The sequence below is a fragment of the Glutamicibacter sp. AGC84 genome, from assembly GCF_053543575.1.
On sequence record NZ_JBLVOC010000004.1, the window covers coordinates 60,361 to 84,019 of the forward strand.

16 protein-coding genes, 1 tRNA gene, 1 other RNA gene and 1 pseudogene are annotated in these 23,659 nt (G+C 60.5%); 5 read left to right on the forward strand and 14 right to left on the reverse strand.

The genetic code is table 11. The features are described 5' to 3' along the window. The first annotated feature begins 99 nt into the window (after nucleotides 1–99). The gene (locus ACNPN0_RS01665; protein WP_448938404.1) at nucleotides 100–1,230 is read left to right on the forward strand and encodes a ferrochelatase; all 1,131 of its coding nucleotides are present in this window, start codon (nucleotides 100–102) and stop codon (nucleotides 1,228–1,230) included. 247 nt (nucleotides 1,231–1,477) lie between these two features. Here ACNPN0_RS01665 and ACNPN0_RS01670 read toward each other — a convergent pair whose 3' ends face one another. From ACNPN0_RS01670 to ACNPN0_RS01685, 4 genes are all read right to left on the reverse strand, one after another. Further along, nucleotides 1,478–1,843, reverse strand: coding sequence for a Sec-independent protein translocase TatB (locus tag ACNPN0_RS01670; protein ID WP_448938403.1), 366 nt, complete (start codon nucleotides 1,841–1,843; stop codon nucleotides 1,478–1,480). 160 nt (nucleotides 1,844–2,003) lie between these two features. After that, nucleotides 2,004–3,404, reverse strand: coding sequence for an LCP family protein (locus tag ACNPN0_RS01675; protein ID WP_448938402.1), 1,401 nt, complete (start codon nucleotides 3,402–3,404; stop codon nucleotides 2,004–2,006). Nucleotides 3,405–3,571: 167 nt separating this feature from the next. Then, nucleotides 3,572–4,465 (reverse strand): LysR family transcriptional regulator, encoded by an 894-nt coding sequence (locus tag ACNPN0_RS01680; protein ID WP_105657988.1) that lies wholly within the window; start codon nucleotides 4,463–4,465, stop codon nucleotides 3,572–3,574. A 335-nt stretch (nucleotides 4,466–4,800) separates the two neighbouring features. Next, nucleotides 4,801–6,225, reverse strand: a complete 1,425-nt coding sequence (locus ACNPN0_RS01685; protein WP_105657989.1) for a CitMHS family transporter — start codon at nucleotides 6,223–6,225, stop codon at nucleotides 4,801–4,803. Between the two features lie 186 nt (nucleotides 6,226–6,411). On the opposite strand from ACNPN0_RS01685, the gene ACNPN0_RS01690 reads away from it, so the two are divergent. Both ACNPN0_RS01690 and ACNPN0_RS01695 read left to right on the forward strand, forming a co-directional pair. Next, nucleotides 6,412–8,106 carry an ATP-binding protein gene (locus tag ACNPN0_RS01690; RefSeq protein ID WP_448938401.1) on the forward strand — a complete coding sequence of 565 codons (1,695 nt, stop codon included), beginning with the start codon at nucleotides 6,412–6,414 and terminating at the stop codon, nucleotides 8,104–8,106. After that, nucleotides 8,103–8,774, forward strand: coding sequence for a response regulator (locus tag ACNPN0_RS01695; protein WP_448938400.1), 672 nt, complete (start codon nucleotides 8,103–8,105; stop codon nucleotides 8,772–8,774). The genes ACNPN0_RS01690 and ACNPN0_RS01695 overlap by 4 nt, the downstream gene beginning before the upstream one ends. 12 nt (nucleotides 8,775–8,786) lie before the next feature. Here ACNPN0_RS01695 and ACNPN0_RS01700 read toward each other — a convergent pair whose 3' ends face one another. Continuing rightward, nucleotides 8,787–9,542, reverse strand: a complete 756-nt coding sequence (locus ACNPN0_RS01700) for a phosphotransferase (protein ID WP_448938399.1) — start codon at nucleotides 9,540–9,542, stop codon at nucleotides 8,787–8,789. 139 nt (nucleotides 9,543–9,681) lie between these two features. Here ACNPN0_RS01700 and ACNPN0_RS01705 point away from each other — a divergent pair, with 139 nt between their 5' ends. Then, nucleotides 9,682–11,289 carry an alkaline phosphatase D family protein gene (locus ACNPN0_RS01705; RefSeq protein WP_448938398.1) on the forward strand — a complete coding sequence of 536 codons (1,608 nt, stop codon included), beginning with the start codon at nucleotides 9,682–9,684 and terminating at the stop codon, nucleotides 11,287–11,289. A gap of 71 nt (nucleotides 11,290–11,360) precedes the next feature. Here ACNPN0_RS01705 and ACNPN0_RS01710 read toward each other — a convergent pair whose 3' ends face one another. The 9 genes and pseudogenes from ACNPN0_RS01710 to ACNPN0_RS01750 all read right to left on the reverse strand — a co-directional run bounded on the left by ACNPN0_RS01710 (nucleotide 11,361) and on the right by ACNPN0_RS01750 (nucleotide 23,363). Next, entirely contained in the window at nucleotides 11,361–12,647 is a 1,287-nt protein-coding gene (locus ACNPN0_RS01710; protein WP_105657993.1) for an aspartate kinase, read from the reverse strand. A gap of 181 nt (nucleotides 12,648–12,828) precedes the next feature. Continuing rightward, nucleotides 12,829–13,380, reverse strand: a complete 552-nt coding sequence (locus ACNPN0_RS01715; RefSeq protein WP_133834345.1) for a hypothetical protein — start codon at nucleotides 13,378–13,380, stop codon at nucleotides 12,829–12,831. Between the two features lie 415 nt (nucleotides 13,381–13,795). Further along, nucleotides 13,796–14,272 carry a MarR family winged helix-turn-helix transcriptional regulator gene (locus tag ACNPN0_RS01720; protein ID WP_105657995.1) on the reverse strand — a complete coding sequence of 159 codons (477 nt, stop codon included), beginning with the start codon at nucleotides 14,270–14,272 and terminating at the stop codon, nucleotides 13,796–13,798. Between the two features lie 8 nt (nucleotides 14,273–14,280). Continuing rightward, nucleotides 14,281–15,903, reverse strand: coding sequence for an MFS transporter (locus tag ACNPN0_RS01725; RefSeq protein ID WP_434692535.1), 1,623 nt, complete (start codon nucleotides 15,901–15,903; stop codon nucleotides 14,281–14,283). Between the two features lie 409 nt (nucleotides 15,904–16,312). Next, nucleotides 16,313–16,903, reverse strand: a pseudogene (gene recR / locus ACNPN0_RS01730) (recombination mediator RecR); the annotation flags it as partial. Between the two features lie 90 nt (nucleotides 16,904–16,993). Beyond that, nucleotides 16,994–20,659 carry a DNA polymerase III subunit gamma and tau gene (locus tag ACNPN0_RS01735; protein ID WP_448938836.1) on the reverse strand — a complete coding sequence of 1,222 codons (3,666 nt, stop codon included), beginning with the start codon at nucleotides 20,657–20,659 and terminating at the stop codon, nucleotides 16,994–16,996. Between the two features lie 12 nt (nucleotides 20,660–20,671). Continuing rightward, nucleotides 20,672–21,589 (reverse strand): tRNA glutamyl-Q(34) synthetase GluQRS, encoded by a 918-nt coding sequence (gene gluQRS, locus ACNPN0_RS01740; RefSeq protein WP_448938396.1) that lies wholly within the window; start codon nucleotides 21,587–21,589, stop codon nucleotides 20,672–20,674. Between the two features lie 28 nt (nucleotides 21,590–21,617). Further along, nucleotides 21,618–21,714, reverse strand: an RNA gene (gene ffs, locus ACNPN0_RS01745) — signal recognition particle sRNA small type. A 107-nt stretch (nucleotides 21,715–21,821) separates the two neighbouring features. Further along, nucleotides 21,822–23,363 (reverse strand): HNH endonuclease signature motif containing protein, encoded by a 1,542-nt coding sequence (locus ACNPN0_RS01750; RefSeq protein WP_105658000.1) that lies wholly within the window; start codon nucleotides 23,361–23,363, stop codon nucleotides 21,822–21,824. 188 nt (nucleotides 23,364–23,551) lie between these two features. Here ACNPN0_RS01750 and ACNPN0_RS01755 point away from each other — a divergent pair. After that, nucleotides 23,552–23,636: transfer RNA gene (locus ACNPN0_RS01755), tRNA-Ser, on the forward strand. Nucleotides 23,637–23,659 lie beyond the last annotated feature (23 nt).

Sequence of the window (23,659 nt, forward strand, 5' to 3'; positions counted from 1 at the left end):
CTAGATAAGAGCTAATCTAGATAATTACTTGCGACTGCCAGCTCCGGGGAATTTTGCCCATGGCGGCAGTTGCCCGAGAAGAAAGCGTGGACGATCCCGATGGGAAACATGCAGGTAGCGCCGTTTGATGCAGTTGTGCTGATGTCCTTTGGCGGGCCGGAAAAGCCCGAAGATGTCCTGCCTTTCCTGCAAAACGTTACCCGGGGACGAGGGATTCCGGACGAGCGCCTTGAAGAGGTGGGCGAGCACTACTACATGTTCGGCGGAAAATCTCCGATCAATGAGCAGAACCAGGCTTTGCAGCAAGCCGTTCAAGAGGAATTCGCAGCCCGCGGCATCGATACGCCGCTGCTTTGGGGGAATCGGAATTGGGAACCGTACCTCACCGAAGTGGTCGGAAACCATGCGCGCAGGCACGGCTCGAGAAGGTTCCTGGCCATCGATACGTCGGCCTACTCCTCATATTCCTCGTGCCGGCAATACCGGGAGGATTTCGCCGGAACTGTGGCGGCACTGCAAGAAGAGGGCCTCGAGGTGGTGATCGATAAAGTCCGGCAGTACTACAATCATCCGGGATTCGCTCGTGCGCAGTTGGACTGCGTGCGGAAGGGATTGAAGGAATTCAAGCAGCTCGTCGGCGGCCTGGACCGCAACCGGCACAAGATCCTATATGTCACCCATTCGATCCCTACTGCGATGCAAGAATCATCGCAGAAGTTCACCGCCGGCTACCAGCGGCAGCATGAGGAGCTCATGGCCTGGATTGGCGGGGAACTAGCTGGTGAGGAGCAGCTGGATGCCGAACTGGTGTACTGCTCCCGTTCTGGATCCATGCACACTCCCTGGCTGGAACCGGATATCAATGACCGCATGCGCGAGCTTGCGGAAACTGGAACTGAGGGCGTTCTGGTTGTACCCCTCGGATTCGTTTCGGACCACATGGAGGTCAAATTCGATCTGGATACCGAAGCGGCAGATACCGCGCGCGAGTTGGGGATGGCGTTTCTCCGTGCCGGCAGTGTTGGCACCTCACCGTCGTTTGTCAGCGGCTTGGTCGATCTGGTCCTGGAACGGGCAGCGCAAGTGCGTGGCGAGCAGCCGGAGTCATCGACCATCGCCGGAAGCAAAGCGCTGGGCCCGGGCAGTGGCGCCTGCTCCCTGAATTGCTGTGAAGGCGCTACTAGTAGAAATACTGTTCCGAATTGGAGCGCCGGCGTGCCTGCAAGCTAGGCCGGCAGCAGGCTGGTGGCTGATCCCGGGAATCCTTTTTCGGCCGGCCATCACGGTTGGCCGACGAACCAGCTAAGCTGGGCCGATTGCGGATAGATGCCGGAATCCGTGCGATCCGGATGCGGGAACCGGATGGAGCTTTGGGGACTGCGATGAATGAGTCCTGTCCACCGGATCCGTATTCACTGCGCGCGTGGCCAGCGGACACTTGCGGCAAGGAGCAGTGGCGTCCTAAGTGCTTTCATCGTCAAAAAGGGGCTGGGCCGGAGGGTGCTGGCGGTGATGATGAACTCTTGGTCTCGGGTCCCCTTGAGCGGGCAGAATCCGGGAATCCTTGGGCAGGCGGCTCTTCGAGTTGATCTCGCAGCGCTTCGCTGATGATCCTTCGAGGATCATATTGCCGCGGATCGAACTTCTTCAGATCCATGTCCGCGAAATCCTCGCCAAGCTCCTCGCGGAGTTGTTCCTGGGCACCAGAGGCGAGTCGGCGCAACTCGAGAGTCAGCGTGGCTAGTTTCCTTGCGTAGTCCGGCAATTTTTCAGGTCCGAGCAGCACGGCCGCCAAAATGGCCAGCACGATGAATTCATTGCCATTGATGCCTGCAATGCTCACTGTGAATCACCTCGCTGCAAGGGACGCGGTCAAACGGAATTGGCAGGTGCAGCCCAGCCGGAATACGAAGGCCAACAGCCGCGGGCAAACGGAGATTCGCCTGGCAGCCATCGCGGCATGGCAGGATTTTCCGGTGGCGCGGCCTGCCCTTGGGGCCGGCTCAGCCGCAGAGTTTCTGGTCTGCTTTGCGGCTGTTCACCTTGACGGGCTGCTTTTCTGGCCGCTCCAGGTTTTGGTAATCCTGGCCCAGAATCAATTCGATGCTTTCGACATCGGCGACTGTTGCCTTGATATCGAGATCGACTGCCTTGGCGAATGCGTCGGCTGTTTTCCTGGCTGCATCAGTATCCGGAATCAGCAGCCGTGTTTGCGCCTGCAAGGACGCCGCGGTAGTGATTGAAGTGACGGTGAAGCCTTGCTCCGTGGCTTCGTTGGCGAATTTGCCGGCCAGTCCGCTCACTCGCGCTGCGTTGGCTATGCTGACAGGAAGCTGCCGGGCGGAGGCTTTCGCCGTGGCAGTTTCTCCTGCATCGGATTCGGAGCCGGATTCGGACTCGGAATCCGGATTCACCGGGATGTCTTGCTTGATGCGTTCAAAGATGAGGGTCGCGTCCGGAGCCGGGACAACCCGGTTGGCGTTTGATGGTGCAGGCTGGGTCGGCATGGTCATGAAGGTGATCTTGTCCGTGGGAACGTCCTTGACCCGCGCAGCCAATCCTGCAAGTTCCGGTAGCGAACTCAGTTCCGGGTCGACGGTCATCGAGGAGGTAATCGCGTCAAGGAAAGAGTAGAGCCGGTCCGGGCGTGCGAGAACTTCCTTGCTGGTGGCACGCTGGACTATTGCGGACATGACCTTCTGCTGGTTTCCGAGCCGAGCGAGGTCGCTTCCATCGCCAACGGCATGGCGGGTCCTGGCCAGGGCAAGCGCATCGGTTCCGTCCAGCTCCTGCAGCCCGGCTGGAAGATCCAGGTTCGCTTTCGGATCGGTCATTGGCTGGGCCAGGCACACGCTGACTCCGTCGAGTGCGTCGATGATTGAAATGAATCCCTCGAAATCCACCTCAATGAAGTGGTTCAGGTGAACTCCGGTGAGCGTTTCCACCGCGGCGACAGAGCATGCGGGACCGTAATTCAGCGCAGAATTGATCATGCCGTATCCTCCGGCATAGGCGCCGGACCCGGTATCCGCGCAGGCCGGGCGCTGCAATACGGTATCGCGTGGGATCTGGACCGCCTCGATGCGCTCGTTGCCTGGTGACAAGTGGACAAGCAGCATGGAATCGCTGCGTCGGGAGCCGTTATCCGTGCCGAAGCCGGTGGAGCTGAAATCCCGGCTATCGGAACCGAGCACCAGCAGATTCAGGCCTTCGCTGGAGTCCGGGACATCCGCTTCAGACGCCCTGAGCGCCGAGACGGAAATATTTCCCTGCAGGCGCAGGAAGGCAATGCTGGTCGGCACAACTACTGCTAGCACCAGCGCCGCTGCAATGATGGCAGCTACCCGGCGCCGCGGCCGTTTGGAACTACGCCTGGCAGAGGAAGGTGTTCGTTGGGAATTCACGATCTTGCTCTCCTTGGTAGGACCATGGCCGGATTACCCATCAAGCTGACCACGTGGAACGCCGCTGGAACCAATAGCATGATTGATTAGAGCCATGCATGCAGCGCATGAAAGGCCGATTTCGCGCGCAGGCTCAGGAGAGCGGAAACCGCCTGGAGATCTCTGTCTCAGAGGTATTCGAGGAATTCGCCCAGCGCCGGATTGCGGTATTCTTCGCGGCGGTAGATGACGCCCAGGGGCCTGCTGGCTGGCAAGCTCAGCGGGACCTGCTTGCCGCCGAAGATCACGGCGGTGCTGGCCATGATCCGTGGAACCAAGGTGATGCCGCCGGCGGCGATGCCCAGATGGACCAATGCGTCGCGTTGCGTTGTGGTGATGAGCCGCGGAGCGGTGGCCTTCAAGCTCCGGTAAACTTCGTCGGTGATCTTGCGAATCGAGGTGCCCTGGGGGAGGGTGGCCAGAGTCAGGGAATTGAGCAATTCTGTGCTTAGCCCAGTGTCCGGGTCCACCTCGGTATCCTCGGATACGACCGCCGAGAATTGCTGATCGCGCAGGGATTTGCCGATGAGGTCCGCGGGGATGCGCTCGTTCACGCCAAAAGCCACATCGGCACGATTCAGGCGAAGCGCATCGGCAAGCTGCTCATCGTCCTCCACGCTCAGGATCTCTATCCGGACACCGGGGTGCTGGCGATGGAAGGGGCCGATGTACTCGGGCATGATTCCTCCAACCAGGGAGGGCAACCCCGCGATGCGCAGGGATCCGGTGGCCAATGCACGCGTGGAGGAGGCGATGGTTCCGATCGCGGCGACTTCACGCAGTGCCCGGCGGCCGGCAGGAATGATGCTCCGGCCAACCTCGGTCAGCACCATGTCCCTTCCAGCGGCCCGGAACACGGGCATGCCAAGAGTGCGCTCCAACGCGCTAATGCGCCGGGACAAGGAGGGCTGGGAGATGCCAAGGATATCCGCGGCGGCGGTGAAGGAACCATAGTCCACAATCATGACAACCGCTTCGAGCTGGGCCAGGGAGATGCTGTTGTCCAGAGGTTCTCTTTCCATGCGCTGGAGCCTTCCTTTGCGTCGGGAGAAGACGGTCGAATTCGCGGTGTGGCCCAGTGGCGGGTCCATCCGGTCCAGGGGAAGCACGCGCTGTGCACGTCTTGCCCTGCCTCCAGTTTTTCACGGGAAACTGTGCTTGCTGAACCGGCGCCCTGTGCAGATGGTCAATGGCTGCCGGGAAGAAGCAACTGGGTGCTCGAATAGCTGCATGCGGCAGCCTCCGGCCGGCTGCCAACAGGGTCAGCCCGGGTTAAACACCGGACTCCGTGCCACCGGCTTGGAAATGTCCGGGTGGCACGGAGCCTGGCTGACGACGGACCTTTGGTCCTGGGGCGTTAGCCCATGTGGATGACACCAAGGAGCATGCCCGAAGCGAGCATGACCAAGGAGACCACCAACGCACGCCACAGCACCTTCTTGTGGTGATCGCCCAAGTCCACACGAGAGAGCGACACCAGCAGCAAGATGGCTGGAACGAGCGGAGACTGCATGTGCACTGGCTGTCCGGTGATGGAGGCGCGAGCCATATCCACCGCTGGTACACCGAAATGCGCGCCGGCTTCGGCGAGAACTGGCAAGACGCCGAAGTAGAAGGCGTCATTGCTCATCAGGAAGGTAGCTGGAATCGAAATCAGCCCGGTCAGTACTGCCATGTATGGACCCATGGAGGTAGGAATGACATCCACCAGCCACTGGCTCATGGCATCAACCATGCCGGTGCCGGAGAGCACGCCGGTGAGCACTGCCGCGGCGAGCACCATGGAGACCACGGCAATGATTTCGCTGGAGTGCGCGGCGATCATCTTCACCTGGTCGGAGACCTTGGGGAAGTTGACGATCAAGGCGATCGCGGTACCCACCATGAACAGGTAGGGCAACGGAGTGACATCGACTACCAGCAGCACCATGATGGCGACGGTCAGCGCCAGGTTGAAGTAGAAGGTCTTGGGGCGCAGGGTCTCGCGATCCGGATCCAGGACGGTGCCGTCCAAGGTGGAAGCTTCGGTGCCATCGCCCTTGCGAGCCACGGATTCCAGTACGGCCAGGTTGCCTCCGGCAGGGGAAGTGCCAGCAGGGCTCTTTCCTCCGGTAGGGGTGGAAACGTTGCCGCCACCGAGTTCGGTGCCCCAGATTTCCGGACGCTCGCGCTGCAAGCGGCGGCGTTCGGATACGCCCATCTGCCATGCGAACAGGGCAATGACAATGAGGGAAATTCCCAGCGCAGGGAGCATCGGCACGAAGATTTCCGAGGCGTCAACACCTAGTGCCGCTGCCGCGCGGGCCGTTGGGCCGCCCCAGGGAACGATGTTCAGCGTGCCATTGGTCAGGCCTGCAACGCAGGTCAGGACCACTGGGCTCATGCCCAGGCGCTGGTAGATCGGCAGCAGTGCCGCGGTAACCACAATGAAGGTGGTCGAGCCATCGCCATCGAGGGAAATTACGCCGGTGAGCAGCGAAGTGCCCATGACGACCTTGGCGGGGTCGTTGCCCACTAGCTTCTGGATGCCGGAGACCAATCGGTCGAACAAGCCGACGTCGATCATGATGCCGAAGTACATGATGGCGAACATCAGCAGGGCTGCGGTACTGGACATGTCCTTGACCGCGTCCATGACCATGTCGCCAAGGCCGAATCCGGCACCGGTGAACAAGCCGAAGATGGTTGGAACCAGAATCAATGCCAGCAGCGGCGTCATGCGTTTTGTCATGATCAGCACCATGAAGGTGGCGACCATGAGGAATCCGAGTACAACGAGCATTGACCCGACCTCCATTTCAGTGTGAGTGAATCCTTAGTCCCCACAAGCTAGGAGGGGCACCCATTCAAGGTACGTGTCGGTGCTCACTTTGCGCGTCTTGTGCTTATTGTTGAAGGCTTAAGTTCTTTGCCAACTTTTTGCTCATTAAAATCACGAGAGTGGAAAGATGGGTTTATGCTGGGTGGCATGTTCCGTTCTGGCGCCGGCACCCGGCATTTCGCATCACGCATCATGCGGCTTCAATTTCTGGTCGTAGGTGTTCTGATTGTTCTCGTTACCGCCGGAACGCTTTTCGCCAGCTATGACCGCGTCTATTCAAAAGCCGAAGATACCTCGCTGACCATAGCTCGTTCGGTGGCCGTCTTGCCGGAAGTAGTTGAGCAGGTCTCGCACTATGCAAAGCTGGACGAGCTGGATGCCAAGGCGCTCGCCGATGGAAAACTGCAGCAACTGGCAGGCGCTGTCATTGGGCAAGAGCAAGCGTATTTCGTGGTGATTACCGAGGACCGCGGACTGCGCTTGAGCCATCCGAACCCCGAGGAACTGGGCCAAATGGTTTCTACTGACCCGGTGGCGCTGGAAGGCATTGAAGCGGTCTCCCGGGAACACGGAACCCTTGGTGAATCGGTGCGCGCCAAGGTCCCGGTCTACAGTACCGCGGGTGCGGTCATCGGAGAGATTTCCGTGGGCGTGACCACTGACTCCTTGACCGGGGCGCTGCTTGAGTCCTTCGCCTGGATTGTATTGCTTGCGGCGATTTGCGCAGCCTTGGCAGTGCTTGCCGGACGAGTCACCGTACGCCGTTTGAAGCGCCAGACCCTTGGGCTGGAACCGGCCGAAATTGCCCAGCTTGTCAGGGACCAGCAGGCCGTGCTCTACGGTGTTACCGAAGGTGTCATGGGCATTGGCGCCGACAGCCGAATTACCGTGCGCAACAGGGCCGCCAGGCAATTGCTGGGACTGCCGCACCGCACCGAATTGGAGGACGTGGTCGGCCGCCACTTTGAATCCGCTGGATTGGATCACCGGCTGGTCAGGGCGATCAAGGAATGCGACCCGGCACCGGTGCGCTTTGCGGCCAATGGCAACTCGCTCATAGCCCGCGTGACCAAGGTCGACCGTGACGGAGTGGACCTCGGACTGGTCGTGCTGCTCCATGATGTCACCACCCTCGAAGCGCTGGGCACCAAACTCGATGCAGTCCAGGACATGGCCGATGCGCTGCGCGCCCAGCGCCATGAATTCGCCAACCGGATGCACGCAGTCCTCGGGCTGATCAACTTGGGCAAGATCGAACAGGCAGAAGACTACCTGCGTGAGGTGATGGAATCCGGGCCGAAGATCGCTCAGGTTCCCGGGCTGGAGGCCATCCAGGACGCTTACCTCTCGGCTTTTATTTCGGCGAAGGCGGTGCGCGCCCACGAACAAGGCATAGAACTGAGAGTGTCTGCCCAATCCATGCTTTTCGGACACATCGCCTCGGCCCACGATGCCCAAGACGCCACCGCAGTCCTGGGGAATCTGCTGGATAACGCCTTCACGGCAGCTCTTTGCACAGATGCAGAACCCTGGGTAGAAATCGACTTGCTCTCCGAAGGGAACACCTTGCACATCGCCGTGGCCGATTCTGGACCCGGCATTACCACCGACGAGGATATCTTCGCCCGGGACGTCAGCACCGGATCCCATCTGGGTGGCGATCATGGGCATGGCGTCGGATTGCCGCTGATCAGACGGCTCGCCCAAGCCCGCAGCGGGGACGTCTGGATAGCGGACCGCGGGACGGATGGTTCCGGGGCAGTTATCGCAGCAAGATTGCCGGCGGTACTGGTCGAGCCAGCCAATACGGAAAACGACGAGATTGAAGGAGCGCAACATTGAGCGAGAATTCCAGCGGCAACTACCGGGTGCTAATTGTCGATGACGATTTCCGGGTAGGAGAGCTGCACGCTGAGATGGTCAACGCCATCCCCGGGTTCCAGGCCCTGGAGCCTGTGCAGGATCCGCGTGTTGTGCCCCAAATGGTGCAGAGCCTGAAACCTGATTTGGTATTGCTGGATCTCTACCTGCCGCATGTCAGTGGAATCGAGCTGCTGAGAGAACTCGATGTTGATGCGATCATGATTTCCGCGGCGATTGAACCCAAGAACATTGACAAAGCGCTGCGCTCGGGCGCACTGGCGTTCATCATCAAGCCCTTTGAGGCCAAGACCCTGGCCGCCAAGCTCAAAGGCTGGGCTCGCTATCGTCGCCAATTGACCGGGACCGCGGAGTTCAACCAGCAGGGCGTGGACCGGTTGTACCGGGCGCTCCAAGGGGGCGAAGAAACCAACGCATCGGTGGGTGCCGCCCCCACCGAACAGGCAGTTCTTTCCTGCGTCAAGGACGCTACCGAACCCATGAGCGTCGCCGAGGTCGCGGAGGCAATTGGGGTTGCCCGTGCGACAGCGCAACGGTATTTGGCGGCGCTGGTGGCCAATGAATCCCTGGAGCTGCAGCTTGGATACGGAACCCGTGGCCGTCCCGAGCACCGTTACGTGGCACGCTAGCGGCTCGGCCTCCTAGGTTGCGTCCCAGACCTTTCGGTAGAACGACACCTTCCGCTCATCGGGTTCGATTCCGTACCCGGCGTAGACATGCTGTTCGAAAGCAAGCCCGTAATTCCACTCGGTGCTCCATGCGGCAACGGCGAGATCCGCCCAGCGGTCTCCGACACCCAATTTCCCCATATCCACATGCGCGCTGAAATCATGGCTATCGGTGATGATCGTGTTGGGCAGGCAAGCATCGCCATGGCAGACCACAAGATCAAGCTCCGGGATTTCAGCCAGCAAAGCAGCTTGCTCCTGGTCAGGCAGGTGCTGGATGCGGGATTCCAGATCCCAGCTGAAGGGGCACTGGTCGACCGGCAGCCGATCGTGCAGGTGGCGCAGACCGGCGCCCACTGCAAACGCGGATCGCGCCGGATCGCTTTTGCCAAGCTCGCTGACTGCACTGTGCCCGGGCAATGCTGCCGTGACGAGCAGCTGGCCGTCAGCATGCTGTCCGCAGCTGAGCACTTCGGGGACTCTGATGAATTCTCCCGCCCACCGCATGCGCAGGGCTTCAGCCAAGAGATCGCCGTCCTCTTCGGGAGGGCATCCCGGCGACCACTTGGCGAAGCGCATCGGCTCGCCCTGCCCAAGCCGGTATGTTATCCCGCCAAATGCGTTCTGCCAGATACCCTCGATTTCCGCCTGGCCGGCTGCAATGCGCACAGCCGGAGGAATTGCGTGGCCAGCGGCCGGCGGACCAGAAATGACTTGAGGTGAACTCATTTTTCCAGTCTGCCAGTAATGGGCGTGCTTTGGAGTTCAGGATCTCTGGATTCGTGGTGTGGACTGGACACGAACGATTTCTCTTGGTGTTCATCTGGGCTCAAGGAAATGGCTGATCAAGTCGTGAACACTGAATCACATGAATAATATTTCGCGACGCAAATTGCTCACCGGCGCCATTGGCGCAGGTGCATTGACCTTGGTTGGGCCCACTGGAACAGCGCTGGCTTCCAGCAGTCCCCGACTCGTGCGTTCCCGCCTGGGATTGACCAGCGGATTTTCCATGGGGGATGTCTCTGCCAGCAACGCCGTACTCTGGGCTCGCAGCTCCGGGGAAGGCCGCTTGCGCGCGCAGCTGCGTGCGGTGGACGAAGCGGGGGAAATCATCCGCGGCCGTGGATCCTTCGCCAAGACTTTGCGCGGTGCCTACGCCCGCGAGGCCACTGACTTCACTGCAAAGATCAATGCCGAGCATCTGCCTGCCGGTACCCGTTTCGCAGTCAGCATCGGTTTCGAGGACGATAACGGCACCCTTGGCGAGACTCAGAACGGCTGGTTCAGCACCGCACCGGCGTTGACCGGTCGCCGCAACCACGACGCCTCCCGTGCCCAGAGCTTTGTGTGGTCCGGCGACACCGCTGGCCAGGGCTGGGGCATCAACGAAGAAATCGGTGGCATGCGCGCCTACGCGGCCATGCATGCAACCAAGCCGGACTTCTTCGTGCACAGCGGCGACACCATCTACGCCGACGGCCCGATTGCCGCAGAAGTTGTGGAACCGGACGGCCAGATCTGGCGCAACTTGGTCACCGAGGAAGTCTCCAAGGTGGCCGAAACCCTGGCCGAGTACCGTGGGCGGCACCGCTACAACCTGATGGACCACAATGTGCGTGCCATGTATTCCGAGGTTCCGGTGATTGCCCAGTGGGATGACCACGAGACCCATAACAACTGGTGGCCGGGTGAGATCATCGAAGATGAGCGCTACACGGTGCGCGATATCAACACCCTTGCCGCCCGCGGCCGCCAGGCCTGGCAGGAATACCAGCCGATCGCCGACCCGCGCGCCATGCGCGCAGGCACCGGATTCGAGGCAGCACGCATCTACCGCAAAATCTCGCGTGGTCCAGCAATGGACCTGTTCGCACTGGACATGCGCAGCTACAAGTCCGAGAACACCGCCGGAATGGAAGAGAAGTCCACCGCAATTCTCGGCGAAGAGCAGCTGAATTGGCTAGTCGATTCCTTGGCCAAGTCCAAGGCAACCTGGAAAGTCATTCTCAACGACCTGCCGCTGGGCATCATTGTTCCGGACGGCAAGGCGCAGGAATCAATTTCCAACGCAGACCACGGCGCACCACTAGGCCGCGAGCTGGAACTTGCCCGCCTGCTCAAGGCCATTAAGGACCGCGGCATCAAGAATGTCGTCTTCCTGACCGCGGATGTGCACTATTGCGCGGCGCACCACTACTCTCCAGAGCGTGCAGCCTTCAGCGAGTTCAATGAGTTCTGGGAATTCGTGGCCGGTCCAGTCAATGCCGGTTCCTTCGGGCCGAACCAAATGGATGGCACTTTCGGACCACGCGTGGACTTCTCGCTGGCTGGCAGCACCAACCAGTCGCCGCGCGATGGCAAGGGCCAGTTCTTCGGCCACGTCGACCTCGATGAGCAGGACCTGTTCACCGTCACGCTGCGCAATGGCTTGGGCGAAATCGTCTACACCAAGACGCTGGAACCGAATAAATAGCAGTTAATTGGGAGAACGCCTGCGAAACAGTAATTGTTTCGCTGGCGTTCTCCTTTTCAGCTTGTCGGCGCTTAGCGGCCGGTGCCGCCGTAGACGGTGGCTTCCACGTCGGTATCCAGATCGAACGCGGTGTGGATAGCGCGTACTGCATCGTTGAGCTTGTCGGCGTCGGTGACCACGGAGATGCGGATCTCTGAAGTGGAGATCATGTCCACGTTCACGCCCGCGCGGTGCAATGCCTCGAAGAAGGTGAAGGAGACTCCTGGATTCGAGCGCATTCCGGCACCGATCAGCGAGAGCTTGCCAACCTCGTCATTGTGCTCGATTTCCTCGAAACCGATCTCCGGCTTCGCGGTGTTCAGTGCTTCAAGCACATGCTTGGTCTCGGTCATCGGCAGGGTGAAGGAGATATCGGTGGCACCCGAACCGCGGGTCGAGATGTTCTGCACAATCATGTCGATATTGGCCTGCGCAGCGGCGATAACCCCGAAAATCTGTGCTGCTTTGCCGGGGATGTCCGGAACGCCAATGATGGTGACCTTGGCTTCGGAGTGGTCGTGGGCGACACCTGAGATGATTGGCTGTTCCAAGGGTTCTCCCTCTTGAATTTTGATTTTGTCTTCGGGATCCGGGAGCACCCAGGTGCCCTCGTTGGTGCTGAATGAAGAGCGCACGTGCAGCGGCACGCCGAACCGGCGGGCGTATTCCACGCAACGCAGGTGCAAGATCTTCGAGCCGCTGGCGGCCATTTCCAGCATTTCTTCACTGGTGATCTTCTCGATCTTCTTGGCCGAGGCGACCACGCGCGGGTCGGCGGTGTAGATGCCGTCCACGTCGGTGTAGATTTCGCAGACATCGGCGCCCAGCGCTGCGGCCAGCGCGACGGCGGTGGTGTCCGAGCCGCCACGGCCCATGGTGGTGATGTTCTTGGATTCCTTGCTCATGCCCTGGAAACCGGCGACGATGGCGATGAATCCGCGGTCGATGGCACGGCGTACGCGCTGCGGGGAGACCTCCATGATGCGGGCTTTGCCGTGGGTGGAGTCGGTGATCAAGCCTGCCTGCGAGCCGGTGAATGAAGCAGCCTGCTCGCCGAGCTGGTTGATCGCCATCGCCAGCAGCGACATCGAGATGCGTTCGCCAGCGGAGAGCAGCATGTCCATCTCGCGGGCTGGTGCATCATCGGTAAGCTGGCCTGCCAGGTCCAGCAAGTCATCGGTGGTGTCGCCCATTGCGGAAACAACGACAACGACGTCATGGCCCTTGGATTTAGTATCAATAATTCGGCGCGCTACACGCTTGATGCCTTCGGCATCTGAAACGGAAGAACCGCCAAACTTTTGAACAATTAGGCCCATGGGCACTCACTCCACCTGTTGAAAGCTGTGCCTCGCCGCCGGTGGTTTTTGATGGAACTGTGGCGCGAGACATCTACCAGATAAATATTGTGACAGCTACGGGGCGACATGTCCTAGTTGTGAAGGTAACCATTGGTCATATTGCCTAGGAACCTCAATGCAGGTTGTTGAAAAACACTGACTACCCCTTGAATTCAGCCAAAATTTGTCGCCAAAAGCCCTTCCATCCAGACACCTGTTCAGGTGTTCCAGCCTTAGTAATGTTTATGGCAACCGAGGATTTTCCACCTTTGAGGCCAATGTCTACCTGTGTCTTGGTTCCGTCGCTGAAATCAGCTCGCCAATAGCGCCATCGCTCTGAGCCGCTGGTGCGTGCAGGTTCGGAAAGCTGGTGGCCGTTGAACTCCTGGCGCCCCTGGACGCAGGCGATCCAGCGTTCCAGCGCGGTATCCAAATCAGCATCGATCGTGCTGCTCACCGAACTTTGGAAGGTGCCGTCTTGGGATTGGCCGGGCAGGCGTCGGCCAATGTGCTGCTCATAGGCTACAGCCACGGATTGAGCCCACCAGCCCGGAGTATCGACGGTTGGGGGCATGTGGGTGAAAGCCAGTTCGGCTATCTGCTTGTGCGTAAGTTGATCGGCTCCGCCAGCGCGCAGTTTGGCGCACCACTGATCCCATTCAATGCCGGTGGCCTTGGCGATGGCCGGGAGGTTGCTGCTTTTTGTTGCCATGAGGACAGTCTAGGGCGGACTTGGAGCTGTCGGTACTCCGAAGCGATGCGCCGGGCCCGCAGGAGCCTGCCGCTTTTCTGCGGGTCCTGCATCAGCGGAAGCAGCCTCTGAATCCATTCGTTCTGCGTCATGTCGCGCAGGCCCGCGGCATCCATGATGCCTGCCCATTCCTTCCACTCTTGAACCAGTGCGGATTTCGATTTTCCCTGATCTGCCCAGTGAAGTGCCCATGTACCGAAACCTGGCAAGCTCCAACAACAAGGTGGCCGCGGCGCCGCTGTCTGGCGCCGGGGAATGGGCCGTGAGCGAGGGCGCTGTGCGAAGCCGTGAACTGCCGGTGCATGTAGTGGGCTTTAAAAGCCCCTGGCCGGTCTTCTCGGTAATTCCGAGAGGACCGGCCTGGGATTGAACCGCTCTAGAGGGACTTGATTTCCAAATTCAATCGGCTCAGGAGGTCGATGAGTGCCGACAGATCCTCATTGTCCCAATTGGTCATGCGCGAGCGGAGCTCTGTACGCCACCCTTGGAAGCATTCATGCCACCTTTCAACCGCAAGCTCGGTAGGCAGGATGTGGAACACCCTCCGGTCTTCCGGGTCGACTTCACGCTTGACCAGCGCCAGCTGTTCCAGCTTGGTGATCATGCGCGATAGCGCAGCTTTATCGACCAGCAAGTGTTCGCAGATTTCAGACTGGGTGATGCGTTGGCTGCGCAGAATCATCCCGAGCACGGGCAGGTATCCCGGGGTGAGCCGGCTGTCGAGCCGAGTGGCCAGTTCCCGCTTGGCACGCGCCGTCAGCGCGATCAGTGAAAATAACTCCTGTTCGGCTGAGGCATAGAGATCGGGACGTTGAGCGGCGGGAACGTCTTCGGCTTTGCTTGAAACCTGCACCGGATCTCCTAGTTGCCAGCTGGCGTTTCTGCCTTGGCTGCGTCCTGGTCCTCAGCAGCCAGCTCCTGCATGCGTTCACTTGCAGTCTGGGTCTTCAGCGACTGGTTGGGGATCAGGCAGACAGCCACGACGATGAGCAGCGACAGCGGAGCGGCAATGGTGAACAGCGAAGGCACTGCGTCGCCGTAGATGGACTCGAAGATCACGCGGACCGGTTCAGGCATCGCTCCAACTGAAGGCAGGGTGCCCGATCCCAATGCTGCGGTCAGCTCCTTGGCTTGGTCGCCCAGGGAAGCCAGGGCTGCGGCCAAATCGGATTGCCGGTCGGCGATCATGTTCGGCACAGTGGTCGCCAGTATGGCGCCCAGGCCTGCGGTACCCGCAGTGCCGCCCAAGGTGCGGAAGAAGTTCACGGCCGAGGAGGCTACACCCAGTTCCTTGACGTGGACCGAGTTCTGCACGACCAGCACCATGTTCTGCATGACAAGGCCCATGCCGGCGCCGAGGATGAACATGTAGGCGGCGACCAACGCGTAGTTGGTGTCGTAGTGGATGGTTCCCAGCAGGAACAGCCCAACGACGATCAGCACCGAACCGGTGACAACCAGTGCCTTCCACTTGCCGGTGCGCGAGATCATCGCACCGCCGATGGTGGAGATGACCAGCAGGCCGCCCATCAGCGGGAAGGTCATCAGGCCGGCCATGGTGGCTGATGCGCCACGGGCCATGATCATGTACTGGCTGAGGAACACCGAGGTGCCGAACATCGAAACGCCAACGGCCAGCGATGCGATGACCGCGAAGGTGAAGGTGCGGTTCTTGAACAGGCCCAGGCTCAGCAGCGGCTCGGAGGACTTGGCTTCGACCAGAATGAACAGCGCCAGCAGGATTACCGCACCGGCAATCATCAGGTAGCTGGTCGTCGAGGCCCACTCGAACTGCGAGCCGCCCAGCGACATCCAGATCAGCAGCAGCGAGACGCCGGAGGAAAGCAGGACGATGCCCCAGTAGTCGATCTTGACCTTGCGCTTGGCCATGGCCGGAAGGTGCAAGGTGCGCTGGATCAGGATGACCGCAGCGATGGCGAAAGGCAGGGCGATGAAGAAGTTCCAGCGCCAGTTGATGGTGTCAGTAACGAAGCCGCCGATCAGCGGGCCGCCCACGGTGCCAACGGCCATGACCGCGCCGAACAGGCCCATGTACTTGCCGCGTTCGCGGGGGGAGAGGAAATCGGCCATGACGATCTGCGCCAAGGCGCCTACGCCGCCACCGGCCAGGCCCTGGACGACGCGCATGGTGATCAGGAAGCTGGTGTCCTGCGAGAAACCTGCGGCGGCCGAGGCCAGCACGAAGATGCCGAGCGAGATCTGCAGCAGCAGTTTGCGGTTGCCCAGGTCGGCGAGCTTGCCCCAGATCGGAGTGGAGATGGTGGTCGCCAACAAGGTGGCGGTGACCACCCAGGTGTAGGCGGTCTGGCTGCCGTTGAGATCGGAGACGATCACTGGCAGCGAGCTGGAAACGACGGTGCTGGCCAAGATGGAGACGAACATGCCCATCAAAATGCCCGTGAGGGCAGTGAGGATTTCGCGGTGAGTCATCTTGGGCTTGGCGACCGGTGCGGTTGCGGTCATGGAAGCTCCAAAAATTTAGGGTCAGGCATAGAGGGCCTGAATGGTTGATTGATATCAACTATACGGCGATAGTTGACTATTATCAACTAAGCGTGTTTCACCCCACATCACCGTGCTGGCATAGAAAAACGCCCTGCGCTCAAGCCGGCGAACCGGAAGAGTGCAGAGCGTTCCAAGGCAACCAGAACTACTGGCTGCGACGGCTATCCATCTCGGGGACTACCGGATGCGAAGGCCCTTCGCCAGCGTTGCTGGAAGAAACCGGCGCACCGCCAACGTGCAGCAGGCGAGGTTCGGATAGCTGGGCTTTCGGCTTCTCTGCAGCTTCTCCGGACTGATCTTGCGGCGCCTGCTCCTCGGATCCCTGCTTCTGGGCCTTGGCGCGGGCCGGACCCGGCGCGGTGCGGCCGGCAGCGCGACGTCCCTCGAAGGCGCGGGCCAGGGTCACTTCATCGGCGTATTCCAGATCGCCGCCCACCGGCAGGCCGGAGGCCAACCGGGTGATGTGGATGCCCAAAGGGGCTAGCGCGCGCACCAGGTACACGGCGGTGGCTTCGCCCTCGAGATTCGGGTCGGTGGCCAGAATCAGTTCGGTGATCGAGTCATCGGCCAAGCGGGTTACCAGCTCGCGGATGTGCAGCTGTTCCGGGCCAATGCCTGCCAGCGGATTAATGGAACCGCCGAGCACGTGGTACTTGCCGGAGAACGCCCGGGTGCGCTCAATGGCCAGGACGTCCTTGGACTCCTCCACGATGCAGATCTTGGTGCCATCACGGCGTTCATCGCGGCAAATGGCGCAGGTTTCCTGCTCCGAGATGTTGAAGCAGATCTCGCAGAACTTCACCTTTTCCTTGACCAGCTGGATCGAGGCGGCGAGCCGGGTCATGTCCTCGGCATCGGCGTCAAGAATGTGGAAAGCAATGCGCTGAGCCGACTTCGGGCCGATGCCAGGCAAGCGACCGAGCTCGTCGATCAGTTCCTGTACAGCACCTTCGTACACGTGCGCCTACTTTCTAGCTTGCTTCAATACTGTGAAATTGTTCCGTGGTACACCCTAGTGTCTCACTCCGACAGTTCGCCGTGGTGCCGGCTACAAGCTTCGTTTGATTTCCACTACATTCCCGTTGACGTCGCGCTGCTCGATGACCATGCCGCCGAGCAGGCGTTCCACGGCTGGAACACCGATCAGTGCCGAATCCTCGACCTCGATATCATCGTCGCTCGGGACAAATTCCTCGGGCTCTTGCACCGGAGCAGGCGCGGGAGCCGAAGCAGGACCGCCCCAGCCGCGCGCCACCTGGGCAGGCGCCGGCGCACTGGGTGCGTTCTTCGCCTGGTCCATCAGCTGCTGGTATCGGCTCATGCGGCCTGAGGCCGCCCGTGCCGAATCCGCAGGATCCGGTGCCGGTTCAGCCTGTGGAGCGCCCCATCCCGGAGCGGATTCAGGGGCCGGCTGCAGGGCTGCCGGGGGTTGCACCGGTGCGGCCGGTTCCTGGCGAGGCTGTTCCTGGTGCTGGGGGCGGACCTGCGGCTGCGTTTGGGCAGTCCGCGGCGCCGGGGCTTCCGGAACCGATGGAGCTGATGGCGCCATAGCTTGTGGAGCCTGCTGCTCGGAATCGCCAACCGCTAGATTCCCGAAGGAATCGGTGGTGCTTTCCGGGTGCAACGGGGTCGAGGAAACCGGACGTGCAATGTTCGGAACGCCGCCCTCAGCCTGGCGCGCTGTCATTCCGGCAGTCATCCGGGGCTTGGGAGCCACCGGAGGTCCACCGAAACTCCGTGGTGCACTAGCCGCCGGCGCCGGTGCTGGCGCTGCCGGGGTCGGCTGCGGAGCCGGGGCCGGGACCGGAGCCTGTTGCTGCGGCTGCACCTGCTGCGCTTCCGGAACAGAACCAGCTGGCACGTAGTACGGGTCATCCGGGAACGGTGGCTCGTCGAAGTAGGGTTCATCCGCTGGAGGCGGGACGTCATCGTAGGAGCTGTCGTACCCGTCATGGGCTCGTGGTGCAGGCGCGACTGGTGCCGAGCTTGGCACAGCGGATACCGGGCGCTGCTGCGGTGCCGGAGCGGCAGCTTGGGCCCGTGCCGCAGCGCGCGCAGCCGCCCCAGCAGAACTTACAGCCTTGGTGAACTTAGTTGGTGCTGGGGTTGGCGCCGGGATTGGCCGGCGCTCACCTTTTGGGGAACCACCACCGTTGGGGTTGGAGCCGCCTTCGGTGAGGACCACTTCGATCGGTGCACCGGTGACCTGGGACAGAACCCCGGTCAGCGTATTCATCAGATCCGGCCGGTTGCGCAGATTCACGATTGGGCCAGTATTGCTGAACGCCAAGGTGAGGGTGCGGCCATCGAAGCCTGCCACAGAGCCATAGGTGGCAACCATGGAATGCAGGACGCGCGAGCTGCCCTGCAACTGCTGCAAGATCGTTGGCCACGCTTGCTGGAACATCGCCACCGGTGAGCCGGTGTCCTGTGGTGCTGGCTGGCTCTGCGGCATCCCGCTAGGGGCACCATGTTGAGGTTGCTGAGCACCCTGCTGTTGCTGTTGCTGTTGCTGTTGCTGTTGCGGTGCTTGAGCGCGTTGGGCCTGTTCTTGCGCGGCGCGCTGTTGTGCTTCGCGTTCAGCTTGTTCGTGTTGGGCTTGTTCTTGTGCGGCGCGCTGTTGTGCTTCGCGTTCAGCTTGTTCGCGTTGGGCTTGTTCTTGTGCGGCGCGCTGTTGTGCTTCGCGTTCAGCTTGTTCGCGTTGGGCTTGTTCTTGCGCCTGGTGGGCAGCGTGGCGCTTAGCATCCACGCCAGCCTGGCTAGCTTCTGGTGCCTGTTGCGGCTGTGCCGACTGCGGTGCTTGTGGTGTTCGGTTGGCAGCCGCACGACGTGCAAATTCGGCCATGGCAGGATTTTGCTTGACGTCATCAATGGAGACCCCGGTGCCGAATGACAGGTCTTCACCGCTGGAAGGATCGGGAACCAAGCTGAATGGTGCCACGCCTTCCGGACGAGCTGCCGGAATACTCGGACCAGGCTGCACCTCGGTGGTCACCGAGTAATTTTCGCCCTTTGGACCCCAAGTTGCACCCCAGTCAGCGGCTTCACCAGTGTTCAGCGACGCTGCCGCGCCTGGATCCAGCGGAGCATTTGGATCATCATCATGTGGCTGTGGCTGTGGCTGTGGCTGTGGCTGTGGCTGTGGCTGTGGCTGTGGCTGTGGCTGTGGCTGTGGCTGTGATGGCGCGGACTGCTGGGGATGCGTTTCCTGCGGGGCAGGAACTGGCTGCGGAGTCTCTTGAGGCTGCTCGGTGCGCTGAGCTTGAACTGGTTCTGCGTGCTGCGCGGGCTGCTGCATTTGCGCTGGAGCCTCGGGAGCCTGCTGTTGCGGCTGGGCATGATTTGGCTGAACCTGTGGGCCCTGTCCGCCAGCCACTGGTTCGCCCTGTGCTTCAGCCGGTTCGGGTGCACCCTCACGACGGGATTTGGCGGCGGCCAAGGCTTCGCGTACTGCGGCAGCACCCTGACGCGCGGCGCCCGGGTTAGGAGTGGCGTTCATTGAGGCGCCAGCACTTGCAGCGTCGTCCTCATCAAGCGCAGGCAGCACTCCACCGGTCATCGCATGGCGCTCCAACCGATCCAGCCGAGCGGCAAAAGCGCTGTCGGAATTCTGCGAACCGGGCAGCATCAAGCGCGCGGCCAGCAATTCCAGGTGCAAACGAGGCGAAGTTGCGCCGGTCATCTCGCTCAGGGCCTTGTTGGTGACATCGGCCCAGCGCGATAGTTCGCCTGCACCGACCAGGCCAGCTTGCAAGCGAAGGGATTCAAGCTGGTCTTCTGGTACGCCGCGCAAGATCTTCTCAAGGCCTTCTGGCATGGCCTTGGCGATGATCAGATCGCGGAAGCGCTCCAGCACATCTTCAACGAAGCGCCGGGGATCCAGACCGGTCTGGATGATGCGGTCAATCGCACCGAACAGACCAGCGCCATCGGATTCGTGCAGCGACAAGGTGACCTCATCGAGCAGTGTCGAGTGGGTGTAGCCCAGCAGTGCAATGGCCGTCTCGTAATCCAGGTTGCCATCGCGGGCACCAGCGATCAGCTGATCCAGCACCGAAAGGGTGTCGCGGACCGAACCGCCGCCAGCACGGATCACCAGTGGCAGTACGCCTTCGGCTACGGCGACGCTTTCGCGTTCGCAGAGCACTTGCAGGTACGCCAGCAATGCCTCTGGCGGAACCAGGCGGAATGGGTAGTGGTGGGTACGCGAGCGGATGGTGCCGATGACCTTTTCCGGCTCGGTAGTCGCGAAGATGAATTTGATGTGCGCCGGTGGCTCTTCAACGATCTTCAGCAAGGCATTGAAGCCTGCCGCCGTGACCATGTGGGCCTCATCGATGATGAAGATCTTGTAGCGGTCGCGAGTTGGCGCGAAGGTTGCGCGCTCGCGCAGATCGCGGGCATCATCTACGCCGCCATGGCTGGCCGCGTCAATCTCGATGACGTCCAGCGAACCCGGGCCACCATTGGCAAGGTCCACGCAGCTTGGGCAGGTGCCGCAAGGAACGGGCGTAGGGCCCTGCTCGCAGTTCAAGCAACGGGCCAAAATGCGGGCAGAAGTCGTCTTGCCGCAACCGCGCGGACCGGAGAATAGATAGGCGTGGTTGACGCGGTTCTTCTCCAGCGCCGTCATCAAGGGCGCGGTAACGTGCTCCTGGCCGATAACGTCGCCAAACGTATCGGGACGATATCTGCGATATAGCGCTGTACTCACACCGGTTCCCTATCAGTTGCCTGATGCTTTAGGCATCAGCTGTTGGACAATATTCAATGGTTCGACGGTCCACGGTTCACGTGGCAGATTCTCCGGATCGAAAGCTTCCAGGGCTGCCTGCAAACTTGTGCTGGGCAAGCCCAATGACTCTAGCAAAATCGCCACAACGTTGGCTGGATGCACACCTTGTTCGGTGATCTCTTCGAGTGTTACTGCACCGTCGCGTTTAGCCAAGCGCTGGCCCTTGGTGTTCAGTGCCAGCGGTACGTGCGCGTAGGCCGGGACCGTGTAGCCCAGTAGCGTTGCCAGGTAGGCCTGCCGCGGCGCAGAAGAGAGCAAATCATCTCCGCGCACGACCTGGTCGATGCCTGAGAACGCATCGTCGACGACAACCGCAAGGTTGTAGGCGGGAGCTCCATCGTTGCGGATCAGGACGAAGTCATCTACCGCACCGGTGTAATCGCCGAATAGTTCGTCATGAACAGAAAATTCGTTCACTTCTGAACGCAGTCGCAAGGCGGCTGGACGGTTCTGTGCTTTAGCCGAGCGTTCGCTGGCGCTCAGATCGCGGCAGGTTCCCGGGTAGGCGCCGGGCGCAGCATGCGGAGCACTTGCGGCTTCGGCGATGTCCTTGCGCGAGCAGAAGCATTCATAGACCAAGCCGCGGGCCTTGAGCCGCTCAACGGCCTGGAGATAAATCGGAAGGCGGTCGGACTGTCGGAGAATTTCGCCGTCGAAATCAAGGCCCAAGGACGATAATTCAGCAATTTGGATGGCTTCGGCGCCGGAACGAACACGATCCAAGTCTTCAATGCGCAGTAGGAATTTGCGTTGCGAGGAGCGGGCGAAAAGCCAAGCGAGGATGGCCGTGCGCAAATTGCCAAGGTGGAGTGGCCCCGAAGGGCTAGGGGCGAAACGGCCAGCGCCCACGTGGACTCCATTCGGCTTGCGTAAGAAAGTAAAAGACCCCTCATGCACCTGCCAGAGCCCATCTACCCTTGCTACCTTCCGGTCCTGGGGGAGTTCAACAGGATGACACCACACGAGGGGTCACCAAAAATACTACCCGAGGTTGGCGCTTGGATGAAAATCGGCAGGCGTGCGCTTGCTCTCAGCTTGCAAATCATGGCTCGGAGATCTTGACCAAAAATGCTGTTCGTCCTCAGCCGGTCGCTTCTTCAGGCGGTTCTAGCCACCCAAGTACGCGTCGAACGCGGTCATTGAGCTGGACGGTAGGCAACATGGGCGTCTGCTCCTTCTCGAAGTCGAAGTTCTGGACGCTGGTGACGCTGCCGGGAAGCTCAACACAAATCATGCCGTTGGGGGAGCGCCAGTTCACTGAACCGTCCGGAAGATAGGTGGCTTGCCATCCCAGCACGTGCTTGAACATCTGATGCCGCTTGCACAATAAATGCGTATTGCTGCGCGTGGTGTGCCCGCCTTTTGCCCATGCATCGATGTGGTCAATCTCGGATGCTTCGGCGGGCCGATTGCACCCGGGGAAGCGGCAGACGATATCCCGATTTCGCAGCAGATCACGCAGCGCCTTGGACGGACGGTACTTTTCGCGGCCCACGTCTATAGCTGCCCCTGACCAAGGATCGGTGAGCACCTTGATGAAAGACGGGGCGTCTTTTGCGATTAGCAGCGCTGTCCCTACTGGGATCGGCCCGTAGCCCTCAAGGTCAGCTAGTGCGCGTTTAGGGTTGGCCAGCATTTCCAGCGCAGGAATCGTGACAGCTACACGAGCTTTGAGCGGGGTCCCTTCGGTTGCGGGCCAACCATCGAGCAACGCATCGCAAACAATGTCCAGCCGTCGTTGCTGTTCGGTCCGATTATCAGCTGGATCAACATTGCGTACGGCATGCCAATTGACGGTATTGATAATGCCCAATGCCTTTTCCACCGGCAGATGCAGCTGAATCACGCTCATTCCATTGGCCTCGTGCCAATAGGTGATCTTGCGGTCCTCCGCACCTTTCTTGTGGCGTTCTTCAATGGGCTTTGGATGCAATCGCTCACGCATTTTCCTGGCACGTAGGGCTATCGCGGAGTCAGCGGCCTGCCGCGCTATCGGCAGCAAGGTTCGTTGCATTAGTGCCACGTCCTCGGGTGCCAGATCCTGAGAGTGCTTGACGATCTCCTGCGCGGATCTGGTCGTGATCTCACCGACGCTCAGGGCGTCCAAAGTGTCTGCGCAAAGATGGCGCAGTCCTTCGGCGAAGAACAACTTGTCCTGGACTTTCTTTTCCGAGGAGCGCATTGCCACCGATGCCTCGGCAACAAAGGAAGAACGGATCAGCGACTCGTCGGAGCGATTGACACCGTAGAAGTAGGCAGAATGAGTTTCAGCTGTTTCTTCCGTTGTGCCGGGGTCATCCAGCAGCGGCTCTTGGGTTCCGTGGCTGATCGTCTCGGCGACCGAATACTCGTAGCTATCGGCCAACACCGCTGCCTCGGCAGCATCCAGCATGCTGTGCAGCCGGGCAATGGTCTTCAGCCGCTCCAGGCCCTGGGCGGATGCAGTGACCGGCGACTGGTCATAAAGGTTTATGGCGGTAGCGGCGATCTGGGTAAAGAGATTGTCTTTGTCCAGGTTCGCGGCCCAAAGACCATCGATTCCGGGGATACTCCTTGTCCCGGGCGGGCTGATAGGCAGTCGGCGAGGGTCGTCTTGGCTGTGAAATACCTCTCTTTTACTCATGTTTACAGTATTGATCTGTTCAAACGGCAGCCTTTGGAGAAAAGATCGGGATGGTGAAAAGGTGCAAAATTACCGAATTTCAGGGGTTTGACGCCTCAAGAATGAGCTGGGAAGCAACGTGGAAACGTCCGATTCGTGATTGAGCGAGAATTTAGATATGCTTGATCCTGCTCCACGGAGCAAACTGAGGAGGATTCGCCTAGCGGCCTATGGCGCACGCCTGGAACGCGTGTTGGGTTAACGCCCTCAGGGGTTCAAATCCCCTATCCTCCGCCGAATGTAATGTCCCGGGGGGG

Bases quoted from the DNA above. Each gene is read 5' to 3' on its own strand.
- ACNPN0_RS01665 (WP_448938404.1), top strand. From the start codon at position 100: ATGGGAAACATGCAGGTAGCGCCGTTTGATGCAGTTGTGCTGATGTCC.
- ACNPN0_RS01680 (WP_105657988.1), bottom strand. From the start codon at position 4,465: ATGGAAAGAGAACCTCTGGACAACAGCATCTCCCTGGCCCAGCTCGAA.
- ACNPN0_RS01685 (WP_105657989.1), bottom strand. From the start codon at position 6,225: ATGCTCGTTGTACTCGGATTCCTCATGGTCGCCACCTTCATGGTGCTG.
- ACNPN0_RS01690 (WP_448938401.1), top strand. From the start codon at position 6,412: ATGTTCCGTTCTGGCGCCGGCACCCGGCATTTCGCATCACGCATCATG.
- ACNPN0_RS01700 (WP_448938399.1), bottom strand. From the start codon at position 9,542: ATGAGTTCACCTCAAGTCATTTCTGGTCCGCCGGCCGCTGGCCACGCA.
- ACNPN0_RS01705 (WP_448938398.1), top strand. From the start codon at position 9,682: ATGAATAATATTTCGCGACGCAAATTGCTCACCGGCGCCATTGGCGCA.
- ACNPN0_RS01710 (WP_105657993.1), bottom strand. From the start codon at position 12,647: ATGGGCCTAATTGTTCAAAAGTTTGGCGGTTCTTCCGTTTCAGATGCC.
- ACNPN0_RS01715 (WP_133834345.1), bottom strand. From the start codon at position 13,380: ATGGCAACAAAAAGCAGCAACCTCCCGGCCATCGCCAAGGCCACCGGC.
- ACNPN0_RS01725 (WP_434692535.1), bottom strand. From the start codon at position 15,903: ATGACCGCAACCGCACCGGTCGCCAAGCCCAAGATGACTCACCGCGAA.
- ACNPN0_RS01750 (WP_105658000.1), bottom strand. From the start codon at position 23,363: ATGAGTAAAAGAGAGGTATTTCACAGCCAAGACGACCCTCGCCGACTG.